This window comes from Pseudomonas sp. D4002, assembly GCF_013385665.1.
GTDB lineage: Bacteria > Pseudomonadota > Gammaproteobacteria > Pseudomonadales > Pseudomonadaceae > Aquipseudomonas.
The window spans coordinates 80362-98980 of sequence record NZ_JACAPN010000042.1 but is presented as its reverse complement, the minus strand read 5'-3'; the positions used below and the strand labels follow the sequence as shown (position 1 = coordinate 98980).

Here is an 18619-nt window from a genome sequence, read left to right as displayed (position 1 = left end):
CGCAGCAGGTGGTGGCATGGTTCGAACAATGGGTTTTCCTGGCCGATATGAACAAGGGCCTGGCGCACTACGGCAGCTTGGCAGAATCCTTTCCGATATGGGGCGATCACGCCCTTTGGTGTTGTGCGACGAGTTCGTATCGGCGCACCTGTGGCCTGAAGTCGGGAATGCCTTGATTGAGCATGGGATCGAAGCGAGCAGTATCGTTTTCCCCGGAGAATGCACCCGAGCCGCAATTGCTTCGCTCTGTGAACGATCCGCTGATTACAAACCCGACACCATTATCGCTTTGGGTGGAGGTAAGACGATTGATACGGCCAAAGGGATGGCAGCTCAACTCAACGTGCCCATTGTCGTATGCCCGACTATTGCTTCCAGCGACGCCCCAACCAGCCGTTTGATCGTGCTTTACGACGAAGCGCACAAAGTCGTTGGTGTCGAGTACCTGAACATGAACCCCTCCGCAGTCGTCGTCGACACCGAAGTCATTGTCCGTGCGCCTGCAAGATTTTTCGCCGCAGGAATCGGCGACGCCATCAGTAAAAAGTTTGAGGCGCAACAATGTCAGTCTGCCGGAGGCAATAACTCATTTGGTACTCCAGCGTTGAACACTGCATTGCTGCTAACAGAGGCAGTGTTTAAGACGCTTATGACCTACGGGTGCAGCGCTTACCAAGCAGTAGGCCGGCACGAGGTTAATGATGATGTCGAGCGGGTTGTTGAAGGAACCGTCCTTATCAGTGGCGTTGGGTTCGAGAGTGGCGGCTTGTCGCTAGCTCATGCGCTTGTGCGAGGTCTTACGGCAATTCCTGCGATTACTTCCATGCTGCATGGTGAGCTTGTCGCATTCGGGACGCTGGTGCAGATGTCCGTCGAAGAGCGCCCAGACTCAGAGATCCTAGAGGTCGCTCAGCTTCTGAATGATGTGAATCTTCCCATCACCCTCGACGGCCTTGGCCAGACGTCTCCGTTTACCTCTGAGGAATTGGACATTGTCGTCCAGGCAACACTGGGTGCGGTGTACGCAAAAAATATGTCGCCAGCCCTTACGGCTGAACGACTCATCCGAGGACTCGCTCGTGCCGACGAGCTGGGACAACGATTTGAACGTTTCAACTAACCGCTAAATGCAGCACAGCTAATCCAAGAATAAAAGAGGCTCAGAAAATGACAGACAAGACCGTTCCGCATATTCATGACTTGCTCAAAGACTCCCCTAAGAACTGGGGTAAGTGGGGCCCGGATGATGAGGTAGGCTCACTCAACTACCTTACAGGTATCGAAGTTCTCCAAGGGGTCAAAGAGGTCAAGCAAGGCAAGACATTTACTTTGCAGGTGCGGATGGCAGATCCTGCTGGTGACCCGGTCTGGCCTGGTCGCTCCCAGTCAAAACGCATGAATATCATGGATCGTGGTCACTACAACTGTGGCAAAGGCCCACATTTTCCGGGCTCTTACGAGTTCGCCGACGACGTGATGTTTTTTCATCTTCAAGGGTCAACTCAGTACGACGCCCTTGGGCATGTCTGGTACGACGATCAGATTTGGAATGGCTACAGCGCCGATACCACTATCGGTTCCCTGGCCAAGGCGAGCGTTGCTCCATTGGGTGAAAAAGGCATCGTTGGCCGAGGCATTCTGATCGACATAGCGCGCCACCGTGGTAAAGACGTGCTGGATGCAGGTGAAACGTTCAACCATGAGGATTTAATGGCTGCGGCCCGGGCTCAAGGCGTCTCTATCAACAAGCGCGACATTCTCATCATCCGCACTGGATGGATCGGCTCGTTTTATAAACGCGACCCGGAAGAGTTCTACAAAGACTTTATCGAGCCAGGCCTGACCTACAGCCCTGAGCTGGTGAAGTGGTTTCAGGAAATGGAAATTCCGAACATCGTCACCGACACCATTGCTAACGAAGTCACCGTCGATCCCGTGTCAGGGGTTGCGTTGCCGTTGCACAACGCACTCATGAGGAATTTGGGCATCACTCTCACTGAGATCGCTCAGCTTGATCCCCTCGCTGAGGACTGCGCTGAGGACGGTCAGTGGACGTTTCTCTATACCGCAGCCCCTCTAAAGGTCGTTGGCGGAACCGGAGCTCCTGTGAATCCGATCGTCATTAAATAAGTGTTTTTGCCTGGGGGCAGCAGAAACGCTGCTCTCAGGTTTTTCCCTCCAATTAACGGCTCCCGAACGGCAGGCTGTTGGCTTATCATCCTCTGCGCAAATCGAGGGCGTTCTTCTGATCGTCCTGTCTCCGCGCTACGATCGAGGATGCTGAATTTCCAATGAAAAAAATCGAGAAACCGAAGCTCAAGGATGTGGCTGAATTGGCGGGCGTCTCGATGGGGAGTGCTTCAAGAGCATTGGCTGTCCCGCACTTAGTGAAACCTGCCACGCTGGCCAAAGTACAAGCAGCTGTTCAAGAGCTCGGGTACGTGCGAGACGGGGCCGCGCGTGCCTTGGCATCCAGGCGCACGCACAGCATCGGAGCCGTTTTTCCTACTTTTAACAACCCTGCGTTCGCTGAAGCTGTCCAGGCCCTCCAGTTAAGGCTAACGGAGCTTGGATATCACTTAATCATTTCTTCCCATGAATACGACCAGGCGCAGGAACTGGTAAACGTAAGGAACATGATTGAGCGGGGCGTTGAAGGCCTACTGTTAGTGGGTACTGAACATAGTCCTGAAATTTATGAAGCACTAACTGCCGCCCAATGCCCATTCATTCTCATGTGGTCGCTAGATGGTGCTCACGACCATCACTGCGTGGGATTTAGCAATGAGGAGGGTGGTCGATTGATTGCCAAGCACTTGCTTAGCCTTGGTCATCAAAGTATCGCCATGATCAGTGGAGTTGTTTCTAACAACGAACGGGCAAAATACCGTCTGAAAGGAATCACCGCTCAGCTACTCGAGTCAGGGATAGAGCTTTCAAGTGAACGGATTATTGAGCAGCCATTCACGATTGAGGGAGGGCGCGCCGGGCTGCGGATTGCTATGGAGCTTAACCCCAAGCCTACAGCCATTGTCTGCAGCACTGACCTCACCTGTATCGGAGCGTTGGCGGAAGCGCGCTCCAATGGGATCGACGTCCCCAAAGAACTATCAGTCAGCGGGTTCGATGATATCGAGTTCGCGGCTGCCTACGTGCCAGCCCTGACGACCGTCAGGGTGCCGACTTCGAAAATTGGTATCAGCAGCGCCAACAACATCGTTGCGCTGATCGAGGGGCGCCCACTTGCACGCCGCGAGCGCATACAAATCGAACTCGTCGTCCGAGATAGTACGGCGCCACGGCCCTAGAGCGTTTCCAAGAAGGGACTAAACTCTTGGTGCTTCATTGGCATTGAACCAGCCTGGGCGGTACTCGCTCCAGGTCAGCTGCCAGTAGCCCTCATGTTTGCGACGAAGCCGCATCCGGTAATGCGCGCCATAGAGAGGCGTGCCATCTTGCGTGTGTGAGTTTCCAGGAATGACTCTGCCGACAATCATTTCCGCTACACCCTTTTCCTCGTCGGACTTGATCTCCAGCACGTCCGCGAAATGCTGCATCCACGGCCAGGGCCTGCGAAACTCTTTGAATGAGCCGATGATCGCGTGACGCCCTTCAATAAGGCCCATCGGTTGGAAATCACCAGCGGCGTCGTTGGCAAAGCAATGGGCAAGTAGCTGCATATCAGCCTGATCCAGCGCCCATGAGTAACGAGCGTAGGTTTCAGCAATACACTCCTCGCTGGGTACCGAAGGCGTTGAGCTTGGGAAAGCAAGCCATGGCGCGTTCAGTTCGCTCACGATGGTCGGAGCGGGATCGCCAATCCTCCATCCGTCGTCACCTGGTGGAAGCTGCCAGTGAGTTGCAAGCGAGTAGTCCCCGGTTACCCAATTCAAGGCAATCAGCACGCTGTCGAGGTGCCAGGTGCCTGCTGTCTTTTTCAGAGAGCCCGTGACTGTCATTCCAAATCCGAGCTTGGCCGACTTTGTGGCTTTGCTGATATGGCCATAGACGTAGAAACTGAAAGTGGCGTCGGTTTCTCCACCTCCCACATAGTGATTGGTTGCCTTCACTGAAAAGCCATCAGCCTTGGCACGGTCTTGCTGGAAAGCTCTGACAATCTTGCGTCCACCCTCATGAGCGGACATGTGGCTTGTCACCAACTGGCAATTGTCAGTGAATATATCCCCAGCAGATTCCCAATTACCGCTCTCCCAGGCTTCCAGAAAGGTGGCTATAACGCCCTTAATGTCGGTGCGATCACTTGAGCCGGTCACTGGGTCACCTGCGAGGCAGGTTGGCCTATGGGAAAGTGTGGCAGGACATACTCAGCCATCTCCTCCAGGACATCAGCGGCTGGTCGCTGCAGAGGTTTGATATTCAGTGCGACGTGTGAAACACCTTCATCCTGTTGCCGTTTCCAGAGCTCCACGAGAGCATTACGCCCGATCCTTATTCCGTTGTAGCCGCGTTCCAGCGGTGTACTCGGATCCTTCGCCAGATCGAAAAATGTCGCGTAGCCGTATGGTTTTGCATTGCCGGTCTGGCTGGCAGAACGGAACTCGCGGATGAGGCCCGGCAAACGATTGAAGTCGCTCAGATGCCAAATCCAGGCATCGGCATTATTGGCTATCCACTCAAGCGTCTGACGGGCCCGGCCCACGACAATCATGGGGAGTCGAGGGCCCACGGGCTTGGGTACCATGTCTAGCAAGCCTTCCAGCTGGCCGAAAAGTTTGGTTGAGACGCTTGGGAAGCTGGTTTCAGTGACTGTCTTAATCAGCTCGAAGCCTTCCCGGTATCGTTCTTCTCTCGCTTCGAAATCAATCCCGAATGCTGGATATTCAATCGGGCGATCTCCGCTGGATAGCCCTAGCAAGAAACGACCGCCGGTTAGCTGGTCGACCGAAACGGACTGCTTAGCGACGATCAGTGGTTCACGTAACGGAAGAACGATGCCCGTTGTGCCCAAGGCAATGTTTTTGGTAACAGCAGCCAGATATCCCAGATATACAAACGGGTCGATCATTTGACCAGTATCACCAAAGCTCGGGTCATAGAAGGGCACATCTCTCATCCACAGACTTGCGAATCCAGCCTCGTCCGCGATGCGAGCAAGGCGTTGATGATCCTGCAGCGTGGGAAACGGTGAATTCGGATAGCCCTCCAAGGGCATGATGTATCCGAAGGTGAGGCCTTCGGGCTGGAACACTCGCGAATAGGCCGGGTGAGCTGCAAGTTCGGGACTGAGCTCAAGGGAAGGGCTGAGAGAAGTCATTGCTAAACCTCATTATTTCAAGCCGATTACTACTGTGTAAGCGGCTTTCAGATGAACAGGTCTGCATGGTAGTGAAGGTATTGGGGAAAATGTGTCCCCTCTGATGGGGCGCGATCCACTGGTGGCCGCTATCCACACAATGAAAAATCTGCTGGGTCAATCGCTTGAACTCGTCCGCAGTAGGCGTCTTAGATGAGTCGCGGCCTTCAACGGGATGAGTCTTACGCGCTGTGACGAGTGGTCACAGATGGTGTGAATTTCTGAGTATTCTCCTGTGCGAGAGCATCACCTACTCTCACTCAGCGATTGAAATCCTGGCTCGCTCGCCAGTCACACGTTGAGAGAAATTATAATGAATACGCCCGTTAAACCTGATGAACTTGCCATTCCTTATGCTTTGCCGCAGGTGCCCTTCATGTCTCCAGACATGGTGCATCCAGGCGTTATGACCACTTGGCTCGAAGACGATAATCTCTGGGTGCCTGTCACCAAGTCAGTATCTTTCAAACCACTGCTGCTGAGCGTTAGCGGTGGGTACTACATCAACTTGCTCCGAGTGCGGCAGAGCGGGGTTTTGTCTCGTCACCGCCACTCAGGTGCAGTACATGCGATCGTGTTGAAGGGGCGTTGGTACTACCTCGAACACGATTGGGTTGCTGATGAAGGCTCCTTTGCATTCGAGCCGCCAGGGGAGACTCACACTCTGTTCGTCCCTGAAGATGTCGAAGAAATGATTACTTGGTTCCACGTTCAGGGTGGCTACACTTACGTCGACCCACAGGGTGTCGCGGTTGGCTATGAAGACGTTTTCACCAAGCTGGAAGCTGCCCGCAGCCATTACAAAAATTTGGGCTTGCCGGACGATTATATCGAGCAGTTCATTCGCTGATTCTGGTTCAAAAAAGAACGCGCTACGGCGCGTTTTTTTGTGTAGATAAACAGGTAGATTCAGTCGCGTAAGGAGCGTACCGAAATGGATCAATACTCCCAAATGCTAGCCTTCATCTGGTCAACAGAGTGCGGAAGTTTTTCTGCCGCCGCCAGGGCGCACGAGATGACTCCGTCGGCCATCAGCAAATTGATAGCGCGGCTAGAGGATCGGCTTCGGGTTCGGCTTTTCCAGAGGGGTTCCCGAGTCCTCACTCTGACGGAGGAGGGGGCTGCTTACCTGCGCAGTGCGAAAGCTGTGGTTGAGGCGATGAGTGAAGCTGACTCTCTGGCAGAAGGGCTTCCTTCAAGGGTCAGTGGCACGCTTCGCATCCACACGATGACCTCTTTTGCGAAGCAGCAAATCGTGCCTTGGTTGCCAGAATTCCTCGACACTTATCCCGGTCTTGATGTCGAGATTCAGTTAGGCGCTCAGTTCGTTGACCAGTTCGAGCAGGGATTGGACATAGCCATCCACAGCGGGATTCTTCCGAGCTCTTCCAGAATCGCAAAGAAGATAGGCGAATGTGAATGGTTGCTGTGTGCTTCACCTGACTACCTGGAAAAGTATGGAACACCGCAGCAGCCACAAGACCTGATGAATCATCGATGCTTTAACTTCAGTTTTGCCAGCCCTTGGAACAAATGGGCCTTTATCCAAGATGGCCTAGGTGTGACGACCCCTGTGAAGCCTCGAGGATCCTTTACCCAGGGTGAGCTGCTGAGAGATATGGCCAAATCAGGTGCGGGTATAGTCCGTCTTGCGGATTTCCACATTGGAAAAGACATTCAGGACGGATCGCTGGTGCTCCTGCTTGACGAGTACAAAGCGGAGATCTTAGAGCCTATTTACCTGCTCTACTCGGATAGAAAACATCTAAGTCCCCGCATCCGAGTTTTCATCGAGTTTTTCCAAAAAAAATGGATAGCACATCCATGGAAGGTCGTGAGAGGACTACCCGAAGCGACTTGATAGCCACTACGGCCCCGCGCTTACTTTCACTTTCCCTCCGCGCAAGCGTGCAACTTTGGCTCATGCACAAGAGAGCCAATACTCCACCTCTCTGTAATTTTACCTCCTGCTCTGTGCCCAACAGAGCTCCCCAAAAATTGAGACCTATTTCCCAGTAATTACTTAGCCAAATGCTTCGCTGGCGCCTCTCTCATTTTGTGCCACTGACCTGTTCCTGGCGGTCACAGCAGGTGTGCTTTGCCAGCTATATTCAGCCCTGAAATTGAGCCATAACCTCTGTCCATGGTGAACAGTACGACAAGTGCTGGATCATCTCGGATGTTGAGGCGTATGTGTGCAAACCACCGATCCTCAGCCGGAGAATAAAAATAAATACCCGGAGATATCCCCATGGGATTTGCTCAAGACAAAATCGAAGCATTACCTGCGGTCAATCGTGTGCCAAAAGGAGCAGGTGCAGCCTCGTGGGGCGCGATGGCTCTTTTGTGGCTCGTGTATGCCATGGATGCCAACTCCCGCCAGATGTTCTTTATGGTATTGCCCTCCATCACCAGCGAGTTCAAGACAAGCGCTGAGCTGACTGGACTGCTTGCCGCGTTCATCACGATCGCTACATCTTTGATAGCCGTGCCTTGCATGATTTGGGCTGATAAAGGCGGTCAGGGATGGATGCGTAAATACCGCCATCTGCCAATCGTGATTGCTTACACGCTATTCACCTTTCTGACCGGCCTCAATTTCTTGACTGGCTCGCTTGGAGTGCTTGTCGCGCTGCAAGTGATGTCTCACGCATTTGGCGGTGCTGGCGAAGCCATCGAAGTCACTTCCTTGTCTGAGTGGTGGTCGAAGGAGCGCCGTGGTTTCGCCCTAGGACTTCATCACACCGGATACCCTTGGGGCACATTGATCGGTGGCTTGGCGATCAGTGCTCTACTCCACGCTTACGGCCCGGAAAATTGGCGCTTGGCATTCCTGCTGTTCCCTGTACCGATGATCATCATCTTTTCGGTCTACTGGTGGTTCAGTACGAAGAAGCGTTACGAGTCCTTTGTTGAACACGCTCAAGCCGTGGGTGAGACCCCTCCATCAATGGAAGCGGTACAAGGTGTGGTGGAGGTGCCCAAAGGCGCGTTCAAGTCGGCAATGAAAAATCCGAACATCTCCGCTATCGCTCTAATCTCGATGTTTGCAATCGTTGGCTACTTCGGCATCAGCTTCTGGCTACCTCAGTACCTGGCCTTTGTTGCCCATTACAACTTCGCAGAGGCAGCTGCTTACTCGGTGCTCTTCACGATCACCGGTGGTATCGGCCAGATCGTTTGGGGATGGATTTCAGACCGTGCAGGCCGAAAACTTTGCCTAGTGCTTGTTTTCGCGTGGCTTGCGGTGGGCATGTACCTCTTCAAATACTCATCCGTCAGCCTGACTTGGCTTATCGCGATTCAGTTGTTTGCTGGGTTCGCGATGAACGCGCCCTACACGTTGCTGTATGCCATTGCGTTTGACTCTGCGAAGCAAGGCACGACTGGCCTGGCGGGCTCAATCGTCAACGTCGGTATTTACGCCGGTGGCTTTGGGCCATTCGTGATCGGGATGTTCATCGGCGCAGGTGGTGGCTTTGAGCAGGCTGCGGGCTACAACTACGCTCTCTACTTTATCTCCGGTCTCATGGTACTGGCGGCCATCATCACCATTTTCTTCACCCGAGAAACTACCGGTTGGTTCCTGAAGTACGACAAGGCGCTGGTATCGAAGTCCTCTTGCAACATGGGTTTGTAACGAACCGATCGCACCTGCACTTACAAGAAAATCCCCTTGGGGATAGCTAAAGCTAGGAGAAAGTCATGACCCTTATTAATGATGCCAAATGGTTGAGCCAACTCGCCGACGAGTTAAACGGTGATGCCGACTGGACTGCCGCTGCTCGCTATTTTGATGGGCGCATTCAATTCAAGCACAGCACAGGTTTTTCAACGCTTGCGGTTCTCGCCGGTAAAGTCGTTGCGGTTTACCCGGAAGGAAGCCCGTTGGGCGCTGACATCATCGTGTCTGGTGCTGATGATGAGTGGCAGCGCGTTCTTGACGGAAAGATCGATTGGTTTGAAGCGTTGTCCCCTGGATTGGGAAAACTTGAGCTTGAGGGCAACGTGGTTGCTGCATGGCAGTACGTAGATGTGATGGCCCGCGCGTTCGACGCAATGAAGCGTGTAGGGAAAGCTAATAATAACCCACCAGTCTCGTACTCTCCCGGGCCTAAGCCGTCGGGGAAAGAGACGGTAGGACGGTACATTACCGTTGATGGAATTCGCGTTTATTACGAAGAATCAGGGGAGGGGCGTCCACTCGTTTGCTTCCACGCAGCATCACAAGATTCTCTGATGTACAGGCACGTACTGGACGGCCTCTCAGATGAGTTCCGCGTCATTGCAATTGACGCCCCCGGGCACAGCAAATCAGAGCTACCCGAATCAGGCCCATTCCACAGCCTCACTCGCCATGCGGAGTTCAATGAGCACCTTATGGAGGCTTTGGGACTTGAGAAACCCGCCATCATGGGATGCTCGATGGGTGGCAATCTGGTGTTGGAATTGGGGGCACGTCGGCCCGATGCGTACAGCGCGATCATTTCAGCTGAAGGGGCAGATTTTACCCCGACGGTTTCCGAGTTCTTCCTCGATATGTTGCTCATGAATGGGCCAGAGATTATCGGTGCCTGGTCTCGTTCGATGACGGGCAATCGCACTCCACCAGATCGTGCGAGGGAGGTGGTGTGGCAGATCTCGCGCACCACGCCGCAGGTGATGAAAGGTGACCTCACAGGCTATGCGAACTTTGATCAGCGGCAACAAGTTGGAAAGATCAAAGCGCCTGTTTTACTTCTGCGCGGTGACGCGGATTGGTTGGTGTACCAAGAGAAGGTTGAGGAGACCGCATCTCGCATTCCCGGTAGTAAGATCGCCGTGCTCGCAGGTACTGGCCACTATCCAATGACTGAGAACCCATTGGAGTTCTGTGACACGGTACGCGCTTTCCTTCGTGAAGCGGGTCACGGCCACGCAGGCTGAAAGATCTGATTGAGGAGCCCGCTCGTCAGGCGGGCTTTTCTGCGTTTATTTAACGCGAAGGTTCAATCCCGAAAAAAACCTTTTCTATTCCCGCACAAAAACCTAAAGCGCGCCGAGCCACCGAGGCTCAGGCCGTTGCGGGAGCTATCTCGACCCTCGAATCCCTTCCATGGCCGATCGTCAGACAATCAGAATTATTTTCTTGTGATCTGTGATCACAGTGGATAGCATCTGTCTCAGAGCGAACATCTGAGCGTCAGCATTGTTCACCAACCGCTCAAACGATTACTCCTAAACATAAATACAAAATTTGGAGAACATCATGCGAAGTACAACTCCATCTGCGACCGAGCGTGGCCCCATTGCAATCGTTGGCGCAGGCCTGATTGGGAGAGCTTGGGCGATTGTTTTTGCTCGGGCGGGACATTCGGTGCGTTTACACGACATGGATCTGCAGACAATGCAGAACAGCCATGCCTACATCGAAGCGAGACTTAATGAGCTCGCAGAATTCGATCTTCTTAATGACGCCCCCCTCACCGTGCTGGCACGCATTACTTGCGTTCCCGACTTGGCTGATGCGCTACGTGACGTGGCGCTCGTACAGGAAAACGTTCGGGAAACGGTGGAGGCGAAAATCGATATCTTCAGTCGAATGGATGCGTTGGCGCCCAAGGCCGCGATTCTTGCCAGTTCAACTTCATGGTTACCGGCCTCCGAGTTCACTAAAGATCTACCAGGTCGGGGGCGCTGCGTAGTTGCACACCCTACCAACCCACCTTACTTAGTTCCTCTTGTGGAGCTTTGCCCAGCGCCGTGGACAGAATCTGAAGTGATGATTCGAGCACATGAGATCTACACCGCAGCAGGGCAGAGCCCTGTCGTTCTATCCCGAGAGATCCACGGCTTCTTGTTGAACCGAGTCCAAGCAGCAGTCCTCAACGAATGCTTCAAATTGCATGAGGAAGGCTTTGCCAGCTCGGAGGATATTGATCGGGTGCTCAAAGATGGACTCGCCCTCCGCTGGTCATTTATGGGCCCCTTCGAAACCATCGATCTCAACGCCCCTGCCGGCGTATCTGACTATGCCAAACGCTACGGTCAGCAAAATCGCGAAACGATCAATTCCGAAAATGCTTTTGACTGGTCGGAATCAGCAGTCGCCCGAGTACATGACGAGCGCCGCCAAAAACTTGAACTTGAAGGCGTTGCATTGCGATCCGCCTGGCGTGACCGCCGCCTTATGGCTCTCGCTGCGCACAAGCGTCAAGCACCAAATTCCTGACGGCATCACTTCATCCTGAACACCAAAATAATAGTAACCAGGAGGTCTCCATGGCTCGTAAAGTCATCATCACTTGCGCGGTCACCGGCGCAATTCATACACCTTCCATGTCCCGTTACCTGCCGGTAACACCAGGTCAAATTGCCTCAGCGGCGATTGGTGCCGCTGAGGCTGGCGCCTCAATTGTTCACCTACATGCTCGTAATCCAATTGATGGTAGCCCCTCTCAGGATCCGGAACTGTTTAAGCAGTTTCTGCCCGCTATCAAAGAGGCTAGCGATGTGGTGATCAACCTGACTACAGGTGGCGCACCGACAATGTCGCTTGAAGATCGACTTCGTCCAGCACATCAGTTCAAACCGGAAGTGGCCTCACTGAACATGGGCACGATGAACATGGGTCTATACCCAATGCTCAATCGGTTTAAGGAATTCAAACACGCTTGGGAGGAACCATACCTCGCCGGCAGCCATGACCGCATTTTCAAAAATACATTTACCGACATAGCCCACATCCTCGAGTCATGCAGTGAGAACGGTACCCGTTTTGAAATCGAATGCTATGACATTGGGCATCTCTACACCGCTGCACATTTCATTGATCGTGGCCTCATCAAACCCCCGTTTTTGATCCAATCGGTTTTCGGCATTTTGGGCGGTATCGGCGGGCACCCAGAGGACGTCCTGCATATGCGGCGCACAGCTGATCGTCTCTTCGGAGATGACTATCAGTGGTCGGTTCTTCCTGCAGGAAAACAGCAGATGAGCATCGGTGCTCAATCAGCCACGCTTGGAGGACATGTGCGTGTAGGTCTTGAAGACTCGCTTTGGGATGGGCCAGGCCAACTGGCAAAAAGCAACGCCGATCAAGTATCGCGCATGCGCAAAATTCTCGAAGGGCTTTCACTTGAAGTGGCGACACCTGCTGACGCCAGGGCAATCCTGAAACTCAAAGGTGGCGACAACGTCAATTTCTAAGCGCGGGCACTCACCCCCCCGTAAATTCTATCTAGAGGATAATTTGATAATTAAAGGTCGCGGCATAACCCCCGCGCCTTAGCAACTTATCCTCATGAGGAGAAAATGAACCATGTTAGCTACGACCCATACAAAAACACAAAAGGGACAGTCGCTGAACGCTTTAATGTTTCGCAAACTAATGCCGATGTTGATCTTTGCTTACGTTATAAGCTTTCTAGACAGAACTAACATTTCACTTGCCAAAACACACATGGCAGTAGACTTAGGTATTTCCGCTGCCGCCTACGGTTTTGGTGCAGGGCTCTTCTTCCTTACCTATGCACTCATGGAGGTACCCAGTAACCTGATCATGCACCGAGTAGGTGCCCGACTCTGGATCACCAGGATCATGATCACCTGGGGGTTGTTGTCTGCCGGTATGGCCTTCATTACCGATGAGACTACGTTTTACATTGCCCGCGCGCTACTGGGCGCAGCTGAAGCCGGATTGTTCCCAGGTGTAATGCTCTATTTAACCTATTGGTTTGGTCGTGAGCAAAGGGCACGAGCCAGTGGCTATTTTCTAATCGGGGTCTGTCTCGCGAACATCATCAGCGGGCCGGTTGGCGGGCTGCTTTTAGAGATGGATGGAATCTGGGGTTGGCACGGCTGGCAGTGGCTGTTCTTCTTGGAGGGGATTCCAGCTGTTCTATTCTCCGTCGTGATTTGGCGAAAGCTTCCGGACGGCCCATCTACTGCAAGTTGGCTATCAAAGGAACAAGCCACTGAAGTAGAGCAAGTTCTGAAAAAAGAACATGATGAAGAAATCGCCTCCGGCAATGTTGGTCATTCTTTTAAGGGCGTTCTTAAAATCCCTCAGATTTGGCTTGCTATCGCGGTGTACTTTCTCCACCAAGTGAGTGTGTATTCGGTAATTTTCTTCTTGCCGGGCATCATTGGCACGTATGGAGGCTTGTCATCGTTACAAATAGGATTGTTAAACTCAATCCCATGGATAGCAGCAGCACTCGGGGCCGCGTTTCTTCCAAAGTATGCAACTACTCCGAAAATTTCACGCAAAATAATGTTCGGTGGGCTGCTCCTGATGTCGGCTGGATTGACCCTCGCGGCCTTTACCACTCCACTGATAGCTCTAATAGGATTCACTCTTACGGCATCGATGTTTTTCGTTGTTCAGCCTGTGATATTCCTCTTTGCCAGTTCAAGGCTGGCGGGAGCAGGTATGGCGGCGGGTCTGGCATTGGTGAATACCTTTGGTATTACTGGTGGTTTCTTCGGGCCTTCACTTCTGGGCTTCGTTGAACAAACTACTGGGAGCACGAAGAATGGGCTCGTTATTGTAGCGGCTCTTTTAACGCTCGCGGCATTCCTGAGTTTGAAACTACGTCAGGCACAAGAAACGATTACTACAAAAACGCGGGACAACATTGTATTGCCCCAGGCAGCGCCGTGTATTACTGATAATGCGAGGACAAAATGAAGAGTACATCCCTGGCACTTAAACTACATCCCGACGATAATGTTGCAATCGCACGCGCTTCGATACCTCAAGGAACCGTGGTTGCGGAGTTCGGTAATATCGTGGTGCTTGCCGATGTGCCCGCAGCGCACAAAATCGCCATTGCACACGTAAACTCAGGTGATCCTGTTCTGCGTTATGGCCAGATCATTGGCTTTGCTACTAAACCTATTGAGCCGGGCGATTACGTGCATACGCACAATCTGGAAATGGCGACGTTCGAGCGAGACTACGCGTTCGGCGAGGATGCCAAAGTCGCGTCGCCTGCAGCCTCTCCTGTGACATTCCAAGGTTTCGTCCGCGCTGACGGGCGAGTCGCAACTCGAAACTACATTGGTGTAGTGAGCACTGTGAACTGCTCCTCCACTGTTACCAAAATGGTGGTTGAACACTTCTCGCGAAACGGTGTGTTGGATGCTTACCCAAACGTGGACGGTGTGGTGCCGATTACCCACAGCTTCGGTTGCTGCATAGAGCACAATGGCGAGGGGGTGAACCAACTGCGGCGCACGCTAGGCGGGTTCATCAAGCACGCCAACTTCGCTGGGGTGGTTGTCATCGGCCTTGGCTGTGAAGCCAATCAGATGGGCGCGCTGTTCATGGCCCAGGGCATCGAGACCGGCAAGCTTATCGCTCCCGTGGTCATCCAAGACGTTGGCGGAACCCGTAACGCAGCGGATGCCGCCATTGCCGCCGTGGAATCGATGCTGCCGGTTGCCAACGAGTGCCGACGCGAGCCGGTCTCGGCCAAGCACCTCACAGTGGCGCTCCAGTGCGGCGGTTCAGACGGGTATTCAGGCATCACGGCCAACCCAGCCCTCGGTGTGGCTGTCGATATGCTCGTAGCGCAAGGTGGAACTGCCATCCTTAGCGAAACGCCGGAGATCTACGGCGCTGAACACCTGCTGACTCGTCGCGCTGCAACCCGTGAGGTCGGCCAGGGTATCGTCGACCTTATCAAATGGTGGGAAAGCTACGCAGACCGCGAAAAAGGCAGTATTGATAACAACCCCACGCCTGGTAACAAGGCCGGCGGCCTGACGACCATTCTCGAAAAGTCTCTAGGCGCAGTTGCCAAAAGTGGCTCCTCAGCACTCATGGGCGTTTATCGTTACGCCGAGCCCATTACAGTCCGAGGCTTGGTGTTCATGGACGCGCCTGGCTATGACCCGATGGGAGCCACTGGCCAAATCGCCAGCGGCGCAAATCTCGTTGCGTTCACCACCGGACGCGGCTCGTGCTTTGGCGCCAAACCTGCTCCTTCGATCAAGCTTGCGACGAATACCAAAATGTACACTCGCATGAAGGATGATATGGACATCAACTGCGGGGATGTCATGGATGGCGACGCCACCCTTGAATCGAAGGGTAAAGAGATTTTCGACATGCTCATACGAGTGGCTTCTGGAGAAAAATCTAAAAGCGAGGCGTTGGGCGTCGGCAATGAAGAAACAGTGCCTTGGATGATCGGCGCTCAAATGTAATAAGCGAGCGAAAAAAAGAGGCGCCCTGATCAAGCGCCTCTTTTTAAAACATGTTGGTGGAATTAATCAGCTGCGACAGGCTTGTGCGCATCGGCAACGATCAGCGCCCCTGTATTCAGGATAAACTCGGCAGCACTTTTGATGTCATCTTGCAGTGATTCACAGGCGGCAACGGAGTCACCCTTCTTTAAAGCATCAACCATCGCTGCGTGATGACTGGCTTGCACTCGCTGAACCACACGCTCAGTGCCAGATCGTAGGTCATAGTTGATGATAGGCCCTATTCTCAGCCACAGGGACTCAACTATCTGGAGCAGGATGGGCATGTCCGCCTGATTATAAATTGCGAAATGCAATTCTTTGTTCAGCGTAATCAGCCGTGACTCATCGGGAGCGCCTTTTGCAAACTCTGCGCAAAATGCCTCGTGTATCTTTTCAATCTCAGCCAGCGCCTGCGAATCAACAAGTTCCGCAGCACGAGCTGCAGCTTGCCCCTCCAGATTCAACCGGATACTGGTGATTTCCCGGAATTGGCTGACTGTCAGTACAGGAACGCGAATATATCGATTTGCCGCCATCTCCAGCGCTTGCTCAGCGACTAACCTGTGAACCGCTTCTCGCACTGGCATGACGCTAACACCAAGAGCGTCCGCTATAGATCTGAGCGAGAGCTTTTCCCCAGGCATAACGCGTCCGCTTATCAGCAGATCACGCAGCTGGGCATAAACGTCCGCACTGAGAGTCTGGCGGATCATGGGGGTTACGAGTGTGGATAGGTTCATGGCGAGAATTATAGGCAGGTTCGATCAGCCGGGATAGGAAAATGAGACATCTGTGATCACGGATGTGCCGGTATTGAAAGTGACGGAATTGGGGAGAAATGAGTTCTCTAGCACACGCACAACAAGCGTCTCGCTACCAAGGTCGGTGGCGAGACGTGTAGGTCTGACTAATCAAAGATACTCGACATTGCCATCGATGCTGATCGCTTGTCCTGTCACATTGTTAGCAGCAGGAGAGCATAGAAATAAAGCCATTGCTGCCACGTCTTCGGGTGGAGTCATCCGGCGCAATGAGATTTTCTTCAATGTTTGTTGGCGCATCTCCGGCTCTGAAATGCCTAACTGTTTGGCGCGATCACTGATGACGCGATCCTGGCGCGGGCCCTCGACGATGCCTGGCAGCAGTGCGTTGACTCGAATGTCTTTTTCGCCCAACTCGGCTGCCAATGACTTCATAAGACCAACGATGGCCCACTTGGTCGCGGCGTATGGAGTCCGCCAGGCATAGCCTAAGCGCCCCGCGACCGATGAAATATGAATGATGTGTGCGTGTTCTGACTTCGATAGGAGGGGGACAGCGTGATGAGCGAAGCGATACTGCGCATTGAGATTGATGTCTATTGTCTGTTCCCATTCTGCATCGCTAATTTTGTCGATTCCGCCGGTCGGCCCTGCTATGCCTGCATTGTTGATAAGTACATCGAGCCCACCGATCCACTCCTGTTGTATCTCGAAGACTCGCTTAATTTGAGCAGAGTCGGAGACGTCGGCCAATGTTGCCAAAGCCTCGGGATAGCGCTCACGAAATTGTTCGATCGCCTGCTCACTCACATCACATACATGGACTCTTGCCCCAATTTCGAGATATGCAGCCGCGACCGATTCTCCAATGCCTGCTGCCCCACCGGAAATCAAAACTCTCAATCCGGTATAGGGTGTCAGCCGCTTCATCACGTTCATAGCTAATGCGTCCTGTCTTATTTTTGTTCATGAGTTCTTTCGTGGCTACGGCGTGCGTAGACAAGAAAACCTCATTAAGTGATATGTGATCACAGTTTGTTTGTCAAGACAGGCTTGCCGCAGATTTGCAGGTGATTACCGGGAGGGCGCAGACTCCTACTCCGGCTCAGCATTGCTACCTGCGGCCCGATTAATCTGCGAGAGGCAGCTGACAGCGACTGCGCTTCCCGCAGCACTTCATCGTTTTCGGATCTGGGCCATGGTCGGGTAATCCGTATAACCTCGCTCCTCACCCTGATAGAAGGTGGTCGGGTCTGCGTCATTCAATGCGACACCCTGTTCGAATCGCTCTACCAGATCCGGGTTGGCTAGGAACGCAGTGCCAAAGGACACCAGATCAGCATTTCCTTCTCTGAGGGACGTTTCTGCGCGTTCCGCGTCATAGCCCCCATTGGCGATGTAGGTGCCTCCGAAACGACGCTTCAGTTCTCTGAAGTCGAATGAACCCGCACCGACTTCTACTACGTGAATGTAGGCTAACCCGTAGCGACTGAGCATTTTCGCTGCATAGTTGAATGTCTCTTGGGGATCGCTGTCGCTCATGGAGAAGTAATTAAAAATCGGCGACAGGCGAACGCCCACGCGGCTAGCCCCGAATACTTCGATGACCGACTCCACAACCTCCTTAAGAAACCGAGCGCGATTTTCTGCAGAGCCGCCGTATGAATCGGTTCGGGTGTTGGTGCCATCGCGCAGGAACTGATCGATCAAGTAACCGTTCGCACCATGTATTTCCACACCGTCAAAACCTGCACGCTTCGCGTTTTCAGCACCTTGGCGAAAATCCGCGATCACGCCAGGAATTTCATTCAGACTCAGAGCCCGTGGTGACTCGTAAGGCTTCAATCCTTCAGGCGTGTAGATCTCGCCATCAGCCTTGATCGCTGAGGGGGCTACCGGCAGCTGATTATCGATCTGTACTAGGGAGTGTGACAGGCGCCCAACGTGCCAGAGCTGGAGAAATATCCGTCCGCCTTCTGCATGCACGGCGTCGGTCACGTGTTTCCAGCCGGCGATTTGCTCGTTGGTGAAAATGCCCGGTGTTCTCATATAGCCTTTGCCTTGAGCCGAGACCTGAGAACCCTCAGTAATGATGAGGCCGGCGCTTGCACGTTGACGGTAATACTCGACCACTGTGGAAGTTGGAACATCGCCTTGGCCAGCTCGGCTTCGCGTCAGCGGCGCCATCACCATGTGATTTTTCAGGGGGAGGTTGGCGATTCGGGTGGGGGACAAAAGAAGGTTGAGATTGCTCGCTGTCATGACGTGCCTCAGTATGATTGGGGTGTTGGATAGTTATCGTCCAGAT

General features: G+C 53.2%; 16 protein-coding genes. 11 read left to right on the top strand and 5 right to left on the bottom strand.

Annotated elements, in window-relative coordinates:
* Positions 1–16 precede the first annotated feature (16 nt).
* From HX824_RS26170 to HX824_RS26160, 3 genes are all read left to right on the top strand, one after another.
* Complete coding sequence (locus HX824_RS26170) at positions 17–1120, top strand: glycerol dehydrogenase (protein ID WP_177055438.1); 1104 nt, start codon at positions 17–19, stop codon at positions 1118–1120.
* A 47-nt stretch (positions 1121–1167) separates the two neighbouring features.
* Complete coding sequence (locus HX824_RS26165) at positions 1168–2130, top strand: cyclase family protein (RefSeq protein ID WP_027620510.1); 963 nt, start codon at positions 1168–1170, stop codon at positions 2128–2130.
* 161 nt (positions 2131–2291) lie between these two features.
* Positions 2292–3308, top strand: coding sequence for a substrate-binding domain-containing protein (locus tag HX824_RS26160; RefSeq protein WP_007913182.1), 1017 nt, complete (start codon positions 2292–2294; stop codon positions 3306–3308).
* A gap of 18 nt (positions 3309–3326) precedes the next feature.
* Here HX824_RS26160 and HX824_RS33035 read toward each other — a convergent pair whose 3' ends face one another.
* Positions 3327–4274, bottom strand: a complete 948-nt coding sequence (locus HX824_RS33035; RefSeq protein WP_177055435.1) for a nuclear transport factor 2 family protein — start codon at positions 4272–4274, stop codon at positions 3327–3329.
* On the bottom strand, positions 4271–5275 hold the full coding sequence (locus tag HX824_RS26150; protein WP_177055433.1) for an LLM class oxidoreductase: 1005 nt from the start codon (positions 5273–5275) through the stop codon (positions 4271–4273). The genes HX824_RS33035 and HX824_RS26150 overlap by 4 nt, the downstream gene beginning before the upstream one ends.
* 352 nt (positions 5276–5627) lie before the next feature.
* Here HX824_RS26150 and HX824_RS26145 point away from each other — a divergent pair, with 352 nt between their 5' ends.
* The 8 genes from HX824_RS26145 (at position 5628) to HX824_RS26110 (ending at position 15508) form a co-directional block, all read left to right on the top strand.
* Complete coding sequence (locus tag HX824_RS26145; RefSeq protein ID WP_007913179.1) at positions 5628–6164, top strand: 2,4'-dihydroxyacetophenone dioxygenase family protein; 537 nt, start codon at positions 5628–5630, stop codon at positions 6162–6164.
* 84 nt (positions 6165–6248) lie between these two features.
* Positions 6249–7175 carry a LysR family transcriptional regulator gene (locus tag HX824_RS26140; protein ID WP_007913178.1) on the top strand — a complete coding sequence of 309 codons (927 nt, stop codon included), beginning with the start codon at positions 6249–6251 and terminating at the stop codon, positions 7173–7175.
* A gap of 390 nt (positions 7176–7565) precedes the next feature.
* Positions 7566–8954, top strand: coding sequence for an MFS transporter (locus HX824_RS26135; RefSeq protein WP_007913177.1), 1389 nt, complete (start codon positions 7566–7568; stop codon positions 8952–8954).
* A 65-nt stretch (positions 8955–9019) separates the two neighbouring features.
* Positions 9020–10240, top strand: coding sequence for an alpha/beta fold hydrolase (locus HX824_RS26130; RefSeq protein ID WP_007913176.1), 1221 nt, complete (start codon positions 9020–9022; stop codon positions 10238–10240).
* A gap of 322 nt (positions 10241–10562) precedes the next feature.
* Positions 10563–11525 carry a 3-hydroxyacyl-CoA dehydrogenase gene (locus HX824_RS26125; protein WP_177055431.1) on the top strand — a complete coding sequence of 321 codons (963 nt, stop codon included), beginning with the start codon at positions 10563–10565 and terminating at the stop codon, positions 11523–11525.
* Positions 11526–11575: 50 nt separating this feature from the next.
* Positions 11576–12502: a 3-keto-5-aminohexanoate cleavage protein gene (locus HX824_RS26120; RefSeq protein ID WP_177055430.1), complete on the top strand. Its 927-nt coding sequence runs from the start codon at positions 11576–11578 to the stop codon at positions 12500–12502.
* Positions 12503–12614: 112 nt separating this feature from the next.
* Complete coding sequence (locus HX824_RS26115; RefSeq protein WP_177055428.1) at positions 12615–13985, top strand: MFS transporter; 1371 nt, start codon at positions 12615–12617, stop codon at positions 13983–13985.
* Entirely contained in the window at positions 13982–15508 is a 1527-nt protein-coding gene (locus HX824_RS26110) for a UxaA family hydrolase (RefSeq protein WP_177055426.1), read from the top strand. Before HX824_RS26115 ends, HX824_RS26110 begins: the two co-directional genes overlap by 4 nt.
* Before the next feature lie 62 nt (positions 15509–15570).
* On the opposite strand, the gene HX824_RS26105 is transcribed toward HX824_RS26110, so the two are convergent.
* The 3 genes from HX824_RS26105 to HX824_RS26095 form a co-directional block, all read right to left on the bottom strand.
* Positions 15571–16263, bottom strand: a complete 693-nt coding sequence (locus HX824_RS26105) for a GntR family transcriptional regulator (RefSeq protein WP_256347047.1) — start codon at positions 16261–16263, stop codon at positions 15571–15573.
* A 198-nt stretch (positions 16264–16461) separates the two neighbouring features.
* Positions 16462–17250, bottom strand: a complete 789-nt coding sequence (locus HX824_RS26100) for an SDR family oxidoreductase (RefSeq protein ID WP_177055423.1) — start codon at positions 17248–17250, stop codon at positions 16462–16464.
* 237 nt (positions 17251–17487) lie between these two features.
* On the bottom strand, positions 17488–18573 hold the full coding sequence (locus HX824_RS26095) for an alkene reductase (RefSeq protein ID WP_177055421.1): 1086 nt from the start codon (positions 18571–18573) through the stop codon (positions 17488–17490).
* Positions 18574–18619: the final 46 nt, after the last annotated feature.